This window comes from Halomonas sp. TH-94 (assembly GCF_057473365.1).
In genome coordinates this window covers 18,044-32,528 of sequence record NZ_JBYCKL010000048.1, presented here as the reverse complement: position 1 = coordinate 32,528, position 14,485 = coordinate 18,044, and the positions used below count along the sequence as shown (strand labels likewise).

The window sequence follows — 14,485 nt, the reverse complement described above, 5'->3', positions numbered from 1 at the left end:
TCTACTGGGTGGTCAACAACATCATCTCGATCGCACAGCAGTACGTGATTACCCGTAGGATCGAGAACGACCCCAGTGTCGGCAAAGGCTTGAAGACCAAGACCAAGTAATTGTCGGCTCTGACGTGACGTATCCAGACCCCTGCCTCGGCAGGGGTCTGGCGTTTAAGATGCATGGAAACGACAATTCGTCATACCGGGCTCACAATCGAGAGGATGCCGCATGCCGGAAAGGCTCTACCAGGAAGACACCATCGCTGCGCTGGCCACTGCGCCTGGGCGTGGCGGCGTCGGCATCATTCGCATCTCGGGCCCCTTGTCCGCGGCGATCGCCGCAGCCATGGTCGGGCACTGCCCATCGCCGCGGCGAGCCCACTACGGTCCTTTCCAAGGGGATGGCAGCGTGATCGACGAAGGCATCGCGCTGTTCTTCGCCGGGCCGCACTCCTTCACCGGCGAAGACGTTCTGGAACTCCAGGGCCACGGCGGCCCGGTGATCATGGATCTCCTCCTTGAGCGCTGTGTCCAGCTCGGTGCCCGCCTGGCCAGGCCGGGAGAATTCTCCGAGCGCGCCTTTCTCAACGACAAGCTCGATCTGGCTCAGGCCGAAGCCATCGCCGATCTGATCGAGGCCAGCTCGCGTACGGCAGCCGAGAACGCCCTGCGCTCGCTGCAGGGGGAGTTCTCGCGGCGAGTGGCAAGTCTGGTGCAAAAGCTGATCGAGCTGCGCATGTACGTGGAAGCGGCCATCGACTTCCCTGAAGAGGAGATCGATTTCCTTGCCGACGGCAAGGTGGCCGAGATGCTCGCCGCAGTACAGGCCGAGCTCGCCGAAGTGCGCGCCGCTGCCGGCCAGGGTACGCTGATGCGTGAAGGCATGAACGTGGTGATCGCCGGGCGCCCCAACGCCGGCAAGTCGAGCCTGCTCAACGCCCTGACCGAGCAGGAGACTGCCATTGTCACCGCTATCGCCGGCACTACCCGCGACGTGCTGCGCGAGCATATCCATCTGGATGGCATGCCGCTGCACGTCATCGATACCGCCGGTTTGCGCGACACCCCGGATGCCGTGGAACAGATCGGCGTGGCCCGCGCCTGGGCGGAGATAGAGAAGGCCGATCGCGTGCTGCTACTGGTCGACGCGGCCACCACCGAGGCGACCGATCCGATGACCATCTGGCCGGAGTTCGTCGCGCGCCTGCCCGACCCGAGCCGCTTGAGCCTGGTACGCAACAAGATCGACGCCAGCCATGAGCGGGCCGGGCTCGACGTGACGGCATCCAACCCGGTGCTCCGCCTGTCAGCGCGCACCGGGGAAGGCCTTGATGCATTGAAGGCCCACCTCAAGGATGTCATGGGCTTCTCAGCCACCACGGAGGGCCGCTTTTCCGCTCGCCGACGCCACCTCGATGCATTGGACCGAGCGCAGCGAGCACTCACTAACGGTGAACAGCAGCTGGCAGGCTATGGTGCCGGCGAGCTATTGGCAGAGGATCTGCGCGATGCCCAGCAGGCGCTGGGCGAGATCACCGGGGAATTCAGTGCCGACGATCTATTGGGGGAAATCTTCGGCAGCTTCTGTATCGGCAAGTAGTTTCCGCCTCACAGTCACCTACTCCTCAACCCACCAGTCGGCGTGGTAGCGGCTCGTCTCGCCGAACAAGGGTGTCACTCGCGCCATGGCGGCTGCAAGGCGCTCATCGAGCCCCCATGGCGGATTGACGATCAGCATGCCGCTGCCATACATGCCGCGCTCCTCACCCGGCTCGCGCAGACTCAGCTCGCTACGCCAGACCTTGCGCAGCCCACCGTCGCGCAGCCGCTCCAGCAATTCAGCGTGACGTCCTGCAGGCAGCAGTGGGTACCACACCAGTACCACGGCATGGCGCGCCTTGCGCATCGCCGCCAGCACGCGCTGGGCTACGTCAGCATACTCGTCTTTCAGTTCGTAGCTGGGGTCGATCAAGACGCAAAGCCTGGGTGTGGCCACCGGCAGTTGGGCGATCAGTCCCGACAGGCCATCGCCATGAATGCGCCGTACGTTGGCGGGCAACGCCTGACGTGACAAGTGCTCGTGCTCCCCCGGGTGCAGCTCGAACAGCTGCAGGCGATCATCGCCGCGCAGCCGTTGGCCCAGCCACCAGGGCGAGCCAGGGTAGCTCTCGAGGCGGTCGTCCGAGGGCTGCACACTGGCGATCGCCGCCAGCCAGTCCGCCAGCAAGGGCTCGTCGCTCAACGCCTGGCGCGAACGCCAGAGCGGCAGCACGCCGCTGCGGTACTCGCCCAGGCGCTGAGTCTCGGTGGCATCCAGCGGGTAGAGGCCTCGCCCGGCATGGGTGTCGATGAAGGTGATCGGCGTCGCCTTGCGCAATAGATGATCGATGGCCGCATAGAGCGTGAGATGCTTGTGTACGTCGGCGAAATTGCCGGCATGGTAGGCATGCTGGTAGGAGAGCATGGCGGTTCGACCTTCGACTGAATCAGAACGGAAAAACGCAGGCCCGCCACCTGGTGGGTGACGGGCCTGCTGATGCCACGATGGAATCGAGCTTACTGGAACTGCGACTCGATGGGCGTCAGGGTGATCTCGACGCGACGGTTCTGAGCACGGCCATCCTCGGTGGCGTTGGTGGCCACCGGCTGGCTGGGACCGTAGCCGGTCATGTAGAGCCGGTTACGCGCCACGCCGGACTGAGCCAGGTAGTTACCCACCGATTCGGCACGCCGCTCTGAGAGTTGCTGGTTGTAGCTCACGCTGCCGGTGCTGTCGGTATGGCCGGCGATGTTGACCCGCGTATCGGTGTACTGGGTGAGGATGTTGGCCACGTCGTTGAGCGCATTGCGTGCCGGCATGGTGAGTTCGCTGGAGTCGAAGCCGAAGGTCACGCTGCTGGGCATATTGAGCACGATGTCGTCGCCGCGGCGCTCAACGTCGACGCCAGTACCACGCATGCTTTCGCGCAGCTGCTGCTCCTGGCGATCCATATAGGCGCCGACACCGGCACCTGCTGCTGCACCCACGGCCGCTCCGATCAAGGCACGATCACGGCGGCTGGTGCTGCCGCTACCCGAGAGTGCACCCGCCGCGGCACCGACCGCAGCGCCTACCCCTGCCCCGGTCACGGTGCTGGAACGTTGGGTCTGGCCTGAATAGGGATCGGTCGTTGCACAGCCGACGAGCAGAACGGCGGCAGCAAGAGGGGCAACGAGTCGAGACGCTTTGAACATGGACTATCTCCGGGTCAGGGGTAACGAAGTCATTCTGTACCGGCATCACTCACGAGCGCCAGCAGCTCGTTCAAGAATAATAGACCTTGGGGCGAAGCCTGAAGCCTTTGTGCATCTTCCACGAGAAGTCCTTTATTTCGCGCCGCAACCAGACGCTCCAAAAGCTCCTCGTGCGACCGTCCGGTATGCGCGCGCCAGTCGCTCATGCTTACCCCGTCCACCAGACGTAGCGCATTCATGGCGAACTCCAGCGGCAGGTCGTTCTCCTCGATCTGCGTTTTACCGGCAAGGAATCCCCGTGGATCCTGAAGGCGGCGCAGGTAGGACTCGGGCTGGCGCGTCTTCCAGCGACGTTCGATGCGCAGCCGCCCTGACTCATCGAACGCGCTCAGCTTGCCGTGACTGCCGGCACCGATCCCCAGGTAATCACCGAAGCGCCAGTAGTTGAGGTTGTGGCGCGAGCGCCGGCCAGGCCGCGAATAGGCGGATATCTCATAGCGTCCAAGTCCCGCTGACTCCAGTCGCTCGTGCCCCATGTCCTGGATGTCCCACAGAGTTTCTTCATGCGGCAACGGCGGCGGATGGGAATGAAACTCCGTGTTGGGTTCGAGCGTGAGCTGATACCAGGAAAGGTGCTCCGGCGACAGCGCCAAGGCGCACTCCAGGTCGGCCAGGGCCAGCTCCGGTGTCTGGTCAGGTAGACCGTGCATCAAATCAAGATTGAGATTGTCGAAGCCGGCGCTACGCGCTTCCTTGACGGCAGCCACCGCATCCTCGCCGCTGTGAATGCGACCCAGAGCCGCCAGCTGGTGCGACTGAAAACTCTGCACACCGAGCGAAAGTCGATTGATACCGGCCTCTCGATAGCCCTGGAAGCGTCCTCGCTCGAGCGTGCCGGGATTGGCCTCCAGAGTGATCTCGATGTTCTCGGCAAGCGGCAGTCGCTTGGCCAACGCCTCGAGGAAGCGCTCATAGAAGTCAGCCGACATCAGGCTCGGCGTTCCTCCGCCGATGAAGATGCTGGTCAGAGTACGACCGGCGGCCAGTGGCAGGTCGGCATCAAGATCCGCCAGCAGGGCGGCAAGATACGCCGCTTCCGGGAGTTCGGCGCCGCGGCCAACCCCATGAGAATTGAAATCGCAATAGGGACATTTACGTACGCACCATGGAACGTGAACGTAAAGCGCCAGTGGCGGCAGCGCGGAAGATTGGCCAGTCGCAGCTGTCATCGGTTAAGGGTCGTCTCACCCAGAGTTGCCACCATGGCTTCGAGGGCTCGTCCGCGATGGCTCAAGCGGTTCTTCTCCTCTGATCCGAGCTCCGCCACGCTCTTGCCGAGTTCGGGTAGCCAGAACAAAGAATCGTAGCCGAATCCGCCTTCTCCACGCGGCTGCAGGAGGATTTCCCCTTCCCAACTGCGCTGGACGATGAGCGGCACAGGATCGTCGGCGTGGCGCAGATAAACCAGTGCACACCAGTAGCGCGCACTGCGGGCGCTTCCGCTCAGCCCAGCCATGGCCTCGAGAAGCTTGGCATTGTTGCGCTGATCGCTCTTCGGTTCCCCGGCATAGCGGGCCGAATAGATCCCCGGCTGTCCCGCAAGGGCATCGACCTCAAGCCCGGAATCGTCCGCCAGCGCTGGCAACCCACTGATGCGACAGGCCTCCCGAGCCTTGAGCAATGCGTTCTCGATGAAGGTAAGGCCGGTCTCTTCGACATCCACTACACCGAAATCGGACTGGGGGCGGATGCGCAACCCTAGGGCTGCGAAAAGCTGGCCGAACTCTCGGATCTTGCCGGGATTTCCACTGGCCAGCACCAGCTCATCTACAGGGGGCATGACGACTCCTTGAGAGGTTTGACGCAGCGCACATGTTACACGAGGCGGCAAAAAAGTAGCCAGCAACCTATAGCGACACCACTCGGAAGATGGTCACGGCTCATGCGCAAGAACTAATTCAAAAAAGCGTTGCTGCACATAATGGTGCTGGGATTATGGAACCATCCTCTGTAACATATATTTACATTATGAATTGTCATGAATAACCTCAAGCAGGCGAATTGATGTCTGTTACGTAGACGGTCACCGGTCTGATAGCAAGAGGCACGACTACTGCAAAGCCGAATTCAGCACCGAAGATAAACAACCCCATGTTTTTGAACAAAATAAGCCGAATGATTCATTCAGCACAAAACTCTACTAAGCAACTAAACTTAGTGAAATATTGAAGAATTCGAAGTATCTGTCTCCACCTGAGCCACGGTAAGGGTGAATGACCGGCGTCAGCCACAGCGTATCGAACAGATCGAAGCGGCGGCAGGCGCACCTTTCTGTCTGGACGAATCGGTGAACTGCCTCTAAGCGACTGAAACGCCTATTTTTAATAAAAGATACAGCGAACGAGGAAGAGGACGAAGGATTTGAGTGACGAGTGGGGAAATGACAGTGCTCGAGAGTCAAGACCCTAATGCGTTGACAAAAAGCGACACTCGGAAATCCTTCTTAACAAAATAGCGCCATATCGGCACAAATTATTCGCAATGGACTGACTTTTCATGGTTTTCCTCTACCGCTCAGAGCAGGTCAACACACCTCAAAGGCGCATTCACAGCCTTAGATGCGTCATACCGGTATGAGAATCTAAAACCAAATGGAATAAAAATGACTGAGTAAATGCGAAAAACTTATTACCGAATTTCAAAAATTTGTCCGAGACTCCATGGACGTACATTAATTACATTTTTTTACATTTAGAAATACAAACCCAGGGAGGCCAGATATATGGGAAGCCAGGAAGCAAAAATTCTTCTCGTGACCGACATCAATCCTCAATCCAAGCTATTCATCGAGCATCTTCAGCGCCAGTTGAGCTATGAAGTGATCGCCACTGACACAGAGGCCATGCCCCGCTTGGATGACGAAAGCGTACTGGTGATCCTCGATCTGGATCACCTGAGCGAAGTCGGCATGCAGAAGTGGCAAACGGCCGTGGACGGTAAGGAAAGCATCAGCCTTGCCGCGTTCAATGTCCGTGGAGAAGACCATGCGGTGGAGCTCCTTTCGTCGCTCAACCTTCAGGGTATCTTCTACCGCGATGACAGTATGGAGCTGATTTGCAAGGGGGTCGAGGCTTTGCAAAGTGGCAGTCTTTGGATGTCAAGGGCCTTGATGTCTCGCATGATTCAGCTATTGCGTCGCCAGCAGATGAACTCCTATCGCCCGGCCTGCGGCCTGACGCAGCGTGAGCTGGAAATCATCGGTCTGCTGGGTACCGGGGCAACCAACGCAGAAATCGCCGAGAAGCTATTCGTCAGCGAACACACCGTCAAGTCTCACCTCTATAACATCTTTCGAAAAATCAAGGTGCATAATCGACTGCAGGCCATGAACTGGGCGAGGCGCAACTTGTTCAGTGTGCCCCCGAGCTACAAGCGAGATACGAGGCACTAGACACACGATTAGCCTCATTGTCGTAAAGCACTAGGAAAAACATACTCCGGGCCAGCCCAGCTGGCACGCTTTCGTACGGCTGACGTATGGCGATTCGGGTTGATGCCGTTTCATCGATAGCTTTGTCCCATGGCTAATAAAGGCTCATCTTTTCAAAAGGCAAGTATGAGAAATATCAGCTTTCAAGACGTTCGAACACATTCTATAACATAACTTTACATTAACCATGCTGGCTCACCAGGGTACTGCCACCCAATGGTTACTTGCATAGGACGAAACCGTGAGCGGCTAATCCGCCAAGGGGAATAAAATGGAACTGGGTAAGGGACTTATCCTACTGGCCACCGATATCAATCCGCAAACTCAACTTTTTGCCGATTATCTTCGCCAACACTTGCAATGCGAGCTGCGTGTCGTTTCGACTGTCGTTTCAAACGAAACCGCTATTGCTGTCGAACGATCCTCCCAAGACCGCGTACTGGTCATGCTCGATATCGACCATCTTGACGAAGCGGCACTGCAAACTTGGCATGCTCACTACCATGACAAGCCACAGTGGATGCTGACGATCTTCAATCTGAAGCATGAGGAACAAGCTGTTCAGCTAATGAAGTTGGTGCTGATTCAGGGTGTCTTCTATCGCACCGACAGCCTTGAGCTGATCCGAAAGGGAATACAGCGCCTGCTGGACGGCGATATCTGGATGTCGCGGACGCTCATGACACGAATGATCGACTTTTATCGTCGGCAGCAGATGAACTGCTATCGGCCCGCCTGCGGTATCACTCAACGCGAGCTGGAGATCATCGGGTTGCTCGGCTCGGGTGCCTCCAATACCGAAATAGCGGAACGCCTCTTCGTCAGTGAGTACACGGTGAAATCCCACCTCTACAACATTTTTCGAAAGATCAACGTCAGCAATCGTATGCAAGCCGTGAACTGGGCGAGGCAGAATCTAGGCCCGCCGCCACCCTTGTCGCTGCAACGTACACAAAGACACTCACCCAGCCACTGATTAACAGCGGGCAAGCGCGATGGCTTTCTTCTGCAGCAAAACGGGGCTGACCATTTTGCTCCTGATATACACCTCATTGGCCTTGGCGGAAACGGACCAACCCGGCCCCAGCCTTCCGACCACGCCAACGGTGCCTTCGGCCCCCGGATCTTCCATGGAAGAAGAATCGCTGGAGGCGGACAAGGCAACGGAAGAGCTATCGCGTCAATTTCGCCTCGGCGAGCCGGGCCTGTCGGGAGTCATCGTCGACCGTACCATCACCATGATGGGAAAGACTTTCTATCGCCGTTTCAGCCAGTTAGGCGCAGAAAGTCATTTCCTTACGCATACGACACTGTCCGTACACGAGAGACCCGATGCGCGCTGGGGGAGCCAAGTGTGGGTTTCCGAGAACAATCGAATTCTCTTCCAGGCCACGCTGCCTCCCCGACTGAGTGACATCGATCACTATGCCGAGGCGGCCGTGGAGCAGGTCGAACAGCTTCTGGTACAGCGCAGCATTCTGCAGGCACTCGAGAGCGACCCGGACCTGGCGGATGAAGAAATTTAGCAGGAAGGATTCACGACAAGGAGCACACACCATGAAGATGCCACGTTACCTGCACATACTATGCCTCATCGGTACGCTACTGGCCCAGGTTGCCAGCGTTCAGGCGGGAGAGCTCATTTACCGCCCTATCAACCCTTCGTTCGGCGGCGACCCGTTGCTCGGCAACCACCTGCTCAACAAGGCCCAGGCTCAGGATACGAATCGCGATCCCAACGCCCCGGACTTCGGCAGGTTCTCCGAAGTCGACTTCTTTCTGCAGGACCTGCGCGCCGATCTCATTAACCGTGCCATCGACGGTGCACTCGATCCCGATAATCCCGGGGGAAACGAGAGCGTCATCGATAACTCTGCACTCAACGTCAGGTTCGTCAATGTGGGCGGGGGTGCATTTCAAATGGTCATTACCGACAAGAGAACCAATGAAGTGACGCGTATCGATTTCGGAACACCATTCTAAGGGAGACTGAGGTATGAAAAGATTGAGAATCGTCCTCTTCTCGGCGCTGGTATTCCTGAGCGGTTGCGTCGGTATGGTCACCTCGCCGGAGGGCCTGGAAGGGGCACCGGCTACCTTGGTGCCAAGGTCAGGGACCTATATGGATCTGGTCAGGTTACCCCGTCCAGCGGCACCCATCTTTACCGCCGTTTACGATTTCCGAGACCAGACGGGACAATATCGACCTCAGCCCGCCAGCACCTTTTCTACGGCGGTGACTCAGGGCGGGGCCGCCATGCTGAGTTCCGCATTGGCCGATTCAGGGTGGTTCGTGCCACTCGAGCGGGTGGGATTGCAAAACCTGCTCACGGAGCGCCGTATCATTCGTGCAAACCTGGAACGCACCGGACGTGAGGACGAGCTCGGCTCCCTGAACGCGGCACGTGTCCTGATGGAAGGCGGGATCATCGCTTACGATTCCAATATGAAGACGGGTGGTGTCGGCGCCGAATATTTCGGCATCGGATCGTCGACCCAGTACCAAGTCGACCAAGTTACCGTCAACCTTCGTGCTGTGGATATCGCAACCGGCGAAGTACTGGCCAATGTGACTACCAGCAAGACGGTTTATTCGTACGAATTACGCGCAGGTGTCTATCGCTTCGTCAGCTTCCGCCGTTTGCTTGAAGCCGAGGCTGGCTATACCCACAACGAGCCAGTACAGATGGCCGTGATGTCAGCGATTGAATCCGCAGTCATCCATCTCGTCACACAAGGGGTTGATCGTGGGCTTTGGAATCTCGCCAACCCGGCTGAGAGTAACAATGAAATACTAACGGCATATCGTGATGCCTCTGCTCCCATGCTTTGATAGATATCCACTCTTAAAAAGCACCTATTTCGGGTGCTTTTTTTATTCCGGAGTATGGATGCGACGCATTCATCAAGTAAAAAACTCATGCTTTCGAAGACAAAGGAGTGCTAAAAAAATAATCCTGTACTTGAACCTTACGAACGATGGCAGGACTTTTAATAAACATCGAAACTGTAACACAACGTAAAATCGATAGAGTAAGTGCCATGAAAAAAAACGGAATTGTTACAATATCGATAGGGATGGCGCTAATGGCCCACACTGCACTGGCGGATGATTTAAAGCCAGGGTCGGAGCTTGATATCGGCTCGGCGGGTTCTGCACCCCAGCAGAGAGCTACGATCTATCAGCTCGGCCAAGGTAACCAGGCCACCATTCTCCAACATGGCAATCATAACGGCGCGCACATCGTGCAGCAGGGTTATGCCAACATCGCCAGTGCAAGTCAAGCAGGACACGCCAATGAGGCCCGCGTGATACAAAGCGGCGCCCAACTTGAAGCCTCCATACTGCAAAAGGGGCATGGGCACGACGCCAACATCGTACAGGCCGGTTATGGCAAGGAAGCTACCATCAATCAGCACGGTGTCCACGGAAGTGCCGGTATTCATCAGTTGGGAAACCATCGCACGAGCTCTATAACCGTAACTCAATTCTCGCGTGGGCAGGCAGCCGTTCAAGTCTATCGCTACTAGCACTTGTCGTCTCCATCCCATGGAGAAGCGCCACAAGCATGACCAAAGAAAAAAGCTCGATCCGGAAGTGGCAAACGGATTCGATAGCCAGGCTATCGGTTCCTAATTCCATCCTGGCGGCAATTAAGCTCAACCAGGGATTTAAAACGAGAGGGAATTAAAATGAAATTCAAGATGACCGTCATGGCAGCCGCAATCGCCTTTTCTGGCACCGCTCTGGCCAATAACAACATTTCGGACATTGATCAGTCAGGTTACAACAACGACGTGAGCGTATCCCAGTACACCCAAGGCTGGGGTGGTAACAATAGCTCCGGGGTCAGCCAGGATGGCGTAGCCAATGGAGCGACCGTCCATCAGCGTGGCTGGTGGGGCTACAATGAATCGAATATCGATCAGAAAGGCATGGGCAATGAGGCCGACGTCTACCAGAATGGAACCAACAACAGCGCCGCTGTATCTCAAACCGGACAGTTCAATTCATCCGATAGCAAGCAGATCGGAACGCAGAACGTTCTGCAAGTAGATCAGGTAGGGTCCAAGAATACTGCCTCTACCTACCAGAATGGATGGGACAACTTGGCCGACATCAGCCAGAGCGGCTTTGCCAACAGTTCCGATACGGTACAGGATGGCAAGTACAACACCGCTCAGGTTCTGCAGGATGGTCTCAAGAACGCTTCCGACATCACTCAGTCAGGAACCAACAACTTTGCCGATGTCGATCAGAGCGGCAGTTTCAATGACTCTACCATTGACCAAACCGGGCGTAACAACTGGGCTGAGGTTGTTCAGCGCGACATGAAAAATACGGCCGACATCGTCCAAAATGGCAGGAACAATGTCGCGGGTATCGATCAGAGTAATTTCAATAATGATGCGTTCATTAACCAGAACGGCGTCATGAATTACTCAGAAGTCACACAAAGTGGTTATAACGACTTGGCCGATTCCTACCAGTCCGGCAACAACCACTACTCCTCCATCACTCAATCAGCCGCACCAGGCTATCTCGGGGGTCTGATGAGCCTGGCTACCAATACGGCCACCCATGTGCAGTTGGGTAACACCAATATTGCGACTACTACCCAGGTGGGCGGCGGCAACACGGCTCACGTCTTTCAGAACTGAGCCTGATCGCAAAGGTCCCGCCTAGGCGGGACCTTTGCGAATCGTCGAACTTGCGCCTCCGCATGCTTCACGTCCGGCACGCAGCTACCTGACCCGCAGCCTGATCTCGCTGTTCTCGCCGTGAGTGCTGGAACGGCTGACACTGCCGTGCTTGCGTACTTCAACGCTCAGCGCGCCCTCGCGACTCGTCTGCCGAATATGTGCTTCCAGCGCCTCTGCCTGATAGCGGTATTCCCTGGGCACGCTCTCTTCCAGTTCATGGGTGACTGCCTGGTTGCCATCATGCACCGTCAAGGTAGCCTGAAATCGTGTGTTCGGCTCACCCTCGAACACGATGACGATCTCGTTTTCCGGTGAAGCAGCCCGATTGTCCATCTCCGGCATGGTGCTTACTCCTGCAACGGCAAACGTTGTGCTCAGCCCGATCAGGCCAGCCGTGACAACCATCAAACGCCTTTTCATTGCGTTCTCAGCTTCCGCTATAGCTTAGATTGAAACGCTTTTCGACTAACAGCGCCAAGGTATCACCGACATGTTCCTCCGTGGTATCGATCCGCAACAGGTTACGTCCCTCCTCGGGGGAAAAGCTTTCGAAGCTCTCCATCTGACGACTCAATACGGCAAGGCTTTCACTCGAATCCACGCCGTTCCTCACGGCCCGCTTGACGATACGTGCCTTCAAGGTCTCCTCGTCCGCCTCGAAGCTGACGATGAGCACCGGTAATCCACGTGCCTCACCCTGCTGGCGCAGGAGCTGGCGCTGGGCACGGGTCAGGCAGGTGGCATCGATGCAGGTGGGAATCCCTGCATTGAGGAGAAGGCCGGCCAGACTGGCCAGGCGTTGGTAGGTACGATCGGAGGCTTCAGAGGTGAAGATATCCACAGCCGCATCCGCAGCCACTGCCTGTGGATGAATCCCGAACAGGCGTCTGCGCTCGGCATTCGAGCTGAGCCTAACGGCGCCCAGTCGCTCGACGATCTCCGCCATGAAATGACTCTTGCCACTACCGGACATGCCCACTCCGATGATCAGCGGCGGGAATCGGAAATTGGACACGACATCGGCAAGGTCGAGATAACGCCGACACTCCGTCATGATTTCTGCCATGAGGAAGGCAGGCTCGCGACCGGGCGCTATACGCTGCAGGGCTCGACGCGCTCCTGCCAGGCAACGGCATACGGCAAATACCGAGATGAGCCGCATGAGGGAGTAATCGCCTGTCAGCCTCAGGTAACGATCCAGGGCGTAATGCGCAAGGCGGGTCTCTTCACGAACGTAGAGCCCCACCAGTAACGACACCAAGTCGAAGCCCGGATCGAGACAGCGGCTGGCCATCGAATCCGATGGTTCCAGATCGAGCGCATTGGTCATGAGTAGACGCTGCCGGTCGCACAGGGGGGGGACCTGCCGGCCCACTATCCAACTCGGACGAGGCTCACCGCGCTCGTTCAACCAAGGCTCGAGCCTTACCAATTCCTGCTCCAGCCACTCCTTAAGACGCATCAGGCGACGGCAGTCCTCTTCCCCGCTGAGACGCTCTTCGAGCACGCTCACCTCTTCCGCGACAAGCGACCGCGTTGCCGCCAGGCAACCCGACGCGCCCACATACGGCAAGTCATCGACGAAGGAGCGATGGGACGCCACCAGCGAATCGATCAGCTCATTCAAATCCATGGCTGAGGGTGAGGTGGCGTGTTGCACTGAAGTGGCGTCCATGTTCACTCCTGATGGCGGTTGATCTGGTTACGATTGACGTACCTGGGCAAAGGCCTTTTCGGCAGCATCGAGCGTTAACTGAATGTCTTCCGGCGTATGCGCGCTCGACATGAAGCCTGCCTCATAGGCCGAGGGCGCCAGATAAACGCCCTCATCCAGCATCGCGGCAAAGAAGCGGCGGAAGGCCTCGGCGTCGCAGGCCGTGGCCTGGGCAAAATTGTCGACCCGAGTCTGCCCCGTGAAGAACAGACCGAACATGCCGCCCACACGCTGGGTGATCATGTCGACGCCGGCAGCATCGGCACGCTCCTGCAGCCCATGGCAGAGCGTCTCCACGCGCTGTGCCAGGGCATCGTGGAAGCCGGGCTCGCGCAGTTTGGTCAACAGGGCGATACCGGCGGCCATGGCCAATGGGTTACCCGATAAGGTACCCGCCTGATAGACCGGCCCCAGCGGCGAGATCTGCTCCATGATCTTACGCTTGCCGCCGAAAGCCCCCACCGGCATGCCGCCACCGACGATCTTGCCCAGACAGGTCAGATCGGGCTCGATGCCGTAGTGGGCCTGAGCGCCCCCCATGGCAACGCGAAAACCGGTCATGACCTCGTCAAAGATCAGCACACTGCCGTGCTCGGTGCAAACTTGGCGCAGGCTTTCCAGGAAGCCTGGCTGCGGTGGAATGCAATTCATGTTGCCGGCCACCGGCTCGACGATGATGCAGGCGATCTCGCTGCCGATCTCCTCGAAGCAGGTCTCCACGGCATCGATGTCGTTATAGGAGAGCGTAATGGTGTGTTCGGCCAGGGAAGCGGGCACACCGGGCGAACTCGGTTCGCCATGGGTCAGGGCGCCGGAGCCGGCCTTGACCAGCAGCGAGTCGGAATGGCCGTGGTAGTTGCCCTCGAACTTGACGATCTTGTCGCGTCCGGTATAACCGCGCGCCAGGCGGATCGCCGACATGGTGGCTTCGGTGCCGGAGTTGACCATACGCACCAGTTCGATCGAAGGGATCATCTCGCAGATCAGATCGGCCATGGTGGTTTCGATCGCCGTCGGCGTACCGAAAGAGAGGCCGTGATCGAGACGGCTGCGCACGGCATTCAGTACGTCCGGATCGGCGTGCCCGGTGATCATCGGCCCCCAGGAGCCGACATAGTCGACGTAGCGCTTGCCTTCCACGTCGAACAGGTAGGCTCCCTGGGCCCGCTCCATGAACACCGGCGGCCGATGCAATCCCTTGAAGGCTCGCACGGGAGAGTTGACGCCACCGGGTATATGGCGACAGGCCTGTTCGAAGAGCGATGCGGAAGTGGTCATGTAAGCCTCTTTGCGGTCACGAGAAGGAATCAAACCCGTCACGGGAGCTGCCGGGCTCGCACTGCCCGATCT

At 57.9% G+C, this 14,485-nt stretch carries 15 protein-coding genes; 8 read left to right on the top strand and 7 right to left on the bottom strand.

The genetic code is table 11. From position 1 onward, the window contains the following. The first annotated feature begins 222 nt into the window (after positions 1 to 222). Positions 223 to 1,593, top strand: coding sequence for a tRNA uridine-5-carboxymethylaminomethyl(34) synthesis GTPase MnmE (gene mnmE / locus AC2VNO_RS09685; RefSeq protein WP_486933942.1), 1,371 nt, complete (start codon positions 223 to 225; stop codon positions 1,591 to 1,593). An 18-nt stretch (positions 1,594 to 1,611) separates the two neighbouring features. Here the strand turns inward: mnmE and AC2VNO_RS09680 are convergent, their stop codons facing one another. The 4 genes from AC2VNO_RS09680 to rdgB all read right to left on the bottom strand — a co-directional run bounded on the left by AC2VNO_RS09680 (position 1,612) and on the right by rdgB (position 5,067). Next, the gene (locus AC2VNO_RS09680) at positions 1,612 to 2,457 is read right to left on the bottom strand and encodes a 23S rRNA (adenine(2030)-N(6))-methyltransferase RlmJ (RefSeq protein ID WP_486933941.1); all 846 of its coding nucleotides are present in this window, start codon (positions 2,455 to 2,457) and stop codon (positions 1,612 to 1,614) included. Between the two features lie 92 nt (positions 2,458 to 2,549). Beyond that, the gene (locus AC2VNO_RS09675; RefSeq protein ID WP_486933940.1) at positions 2,550 to 3,227 is read right to left on the bottom strand and encodes a YiaD family glycine zipper/OmpA-like lipoprotein; all 678 of its coding nucleotides are present in this window, start codon (positions 3,225 to 3,227) and stop codon (positions 2,550 to 2,552) included. A gap of 29 nt (positions 3,228 to 3,256) precedes the next feature. Further along, complete coding sequence (gene hemW / locus AC2VNO_RS09670) at positions 3,257 to 4,456, bottom strand: radical SAM family heme chaperone HemW (RefSeq protein WP_486933939.1); 1,200 nt, start codon at positions 4,454 to 4,456, stop codon at positions 3,257 to 3,259. Next, entirely contained in the window at positions 4,453 to 5,067 is a 615-nt protein-coding gene (gene rdgB, locus AC2VNO_RS09665) for an RdgB/HAM1 family non-canonical purine NTP pyrophosphatase (RefSeq protein ID WP_486933938.1), read from the bottom strand. Before rdgB ends, hemW begins: the two co-directional genes overlap by 4 nt. Positions 5,068 to 6,009: 942 nt before the next feature. Here rdgB and AC2VNO_RS09660 point away from each other — a divergent pair. From AC2VNO_RS09660 to AC2VNO_RS09630, 7 genes are all read left to right on the top strand, one after another. Continuing rightward, positions 6,010 to 6,678 (top strand): LuxR C-terminal-related transcriptional regulator, encoded by a 669-nt coding sequence (locus AC2VNO_RS09660; protein WP_486933937.1) that lies wholly within the window; start codon positions 6,010 to 6,012, stop codon positions 6,676 to 6,678. Between the two features lie 310 nt (positions 6,679 to 6,988). Beyond that, on the top strand, positions 6,989 to 7,693 hold the full coding sequence (locus AC2VNO_RS09655) for a LuxR C-terminal-related transcriptional regulator (protein ID WP_486933936.1): 705 nt from the start codon (positions 6,989 to 6,991) through the stop codon (positions 7,691 to 7,693). A gap of 154 nt (positions 7,694 to 7,847) precedes the next feature. Further along, positions 7,848 to 8,243 (top strand): CsgE family curli-type amyloid fiber assembly protein, encoded by a 396-nt coding sequence (locus AC2VNO_RS09650; protein ID WP_486933935.1) that lies wholly within the window; start codon positions 7,848 to 7,850, stop codon positions 8,241 to 8,243. A gap of 31 nt (positions 8,244 to 8,274) precedes the next feature. After that, the gene (locus AC2VNO_RS09645; RefSeq protein ID WP_486933934.1) at positions 8,275 to 8,700 is read left to right on the top strand and encodes a curli assembly protein CsgF; all 426 of its coding nucleotides are present in this window, start codon (positions 8,275 to 8,277) and stop codon (positions 8,698 to 8,700) included. Positions 8,701 to 8,713: 13 nt separating this feature from the next. Next, a complete protein-coding gene (locus AC2VNO_RS09640) occupies positions 8,714 to 9,550 on the top strand; it encodes a CsgG/HfaB family protein (RefSeq protein WP_486933933.1) in 837 nt (278 codons plus the stop codon). 209 nt (positions 9,551 to 9,759) lie between these two features. Next, positions 9,760 to 10,248: a hypothetical protein gene (locus AC2VNO_RS09635; RefSeq protein ID WP_486933932.1), complete on the top strand. Its 489-nt coding sequence runs from the start codon at positions 9,760 to 9,762 to the stop codon at positions 10,246 to 10,248. 162 nt (positions 10,249 to 10,410) lie between these two features. Then, on the top strand, positions 10,411 to 11,379 hold the full coding sequence (locus AC2VNO_RS09630) for a hypothetical protein (protein ID WP_486933931.1): 969 nt from the start codon (positions 10,411 to 10,413) through the stop codon (positions 11,377 to 11,379). An 84-nt stretch (positions 11,380 to 11,463) separates the two neighbouring features. Here AC2VNO_RS09630 and AC2VNO_RS09625 read toward each other — a convergent pair whose 3' ends face one another. The 3 genes from AC2VNO_RS09625 to hemL all read right to left on the bottom strand — a co-directional run bounded on the left by AC2VNO_RS09625 (position 11,464) and on the right by hemL (position 14,413). Next, on the bottom strand, positions 11,464 to 11,763 hold the full coding sequence (locus tag AC2VNO_RS09625; protein ID WP_486933930.1) for a hypothetical protein: 300 nt from the start codon (positions 11,761 to 11,763) through the stop codon (positions 11,464 to 11,466). 85 nt (positions 11,764 to 11,848) lie between these two features. Continuing rightward, positions 11,849 to 13,096, bottom strand: coding sequence for a P-loop nucleotide/nucleoside kinase family protein (locus tag AC2VNO_RS09620; protein ID WP_486933929.1), 1,248 nt, complete (start codon positions 13,094 to 13,096; stop codon positions 11,849 to 11,851). A gap of 27 nt (positions 13,097 to 13,123) precedes the next feature. After that, complete coding sequence (gene hemL / locus AC2VNO_RS09615) at positions 13,124 to 14,413, bottom strand: glutamate-1-semialdehyde 2,1-aminomutase (protein WP_486933943.1); 1,290 nt, start codon at positions 14,411 to 14,413, stop codon at positions 13,124 to 13,126. Positions 14,414 to 14,485 lie beyond the last annotated feature (72 nt).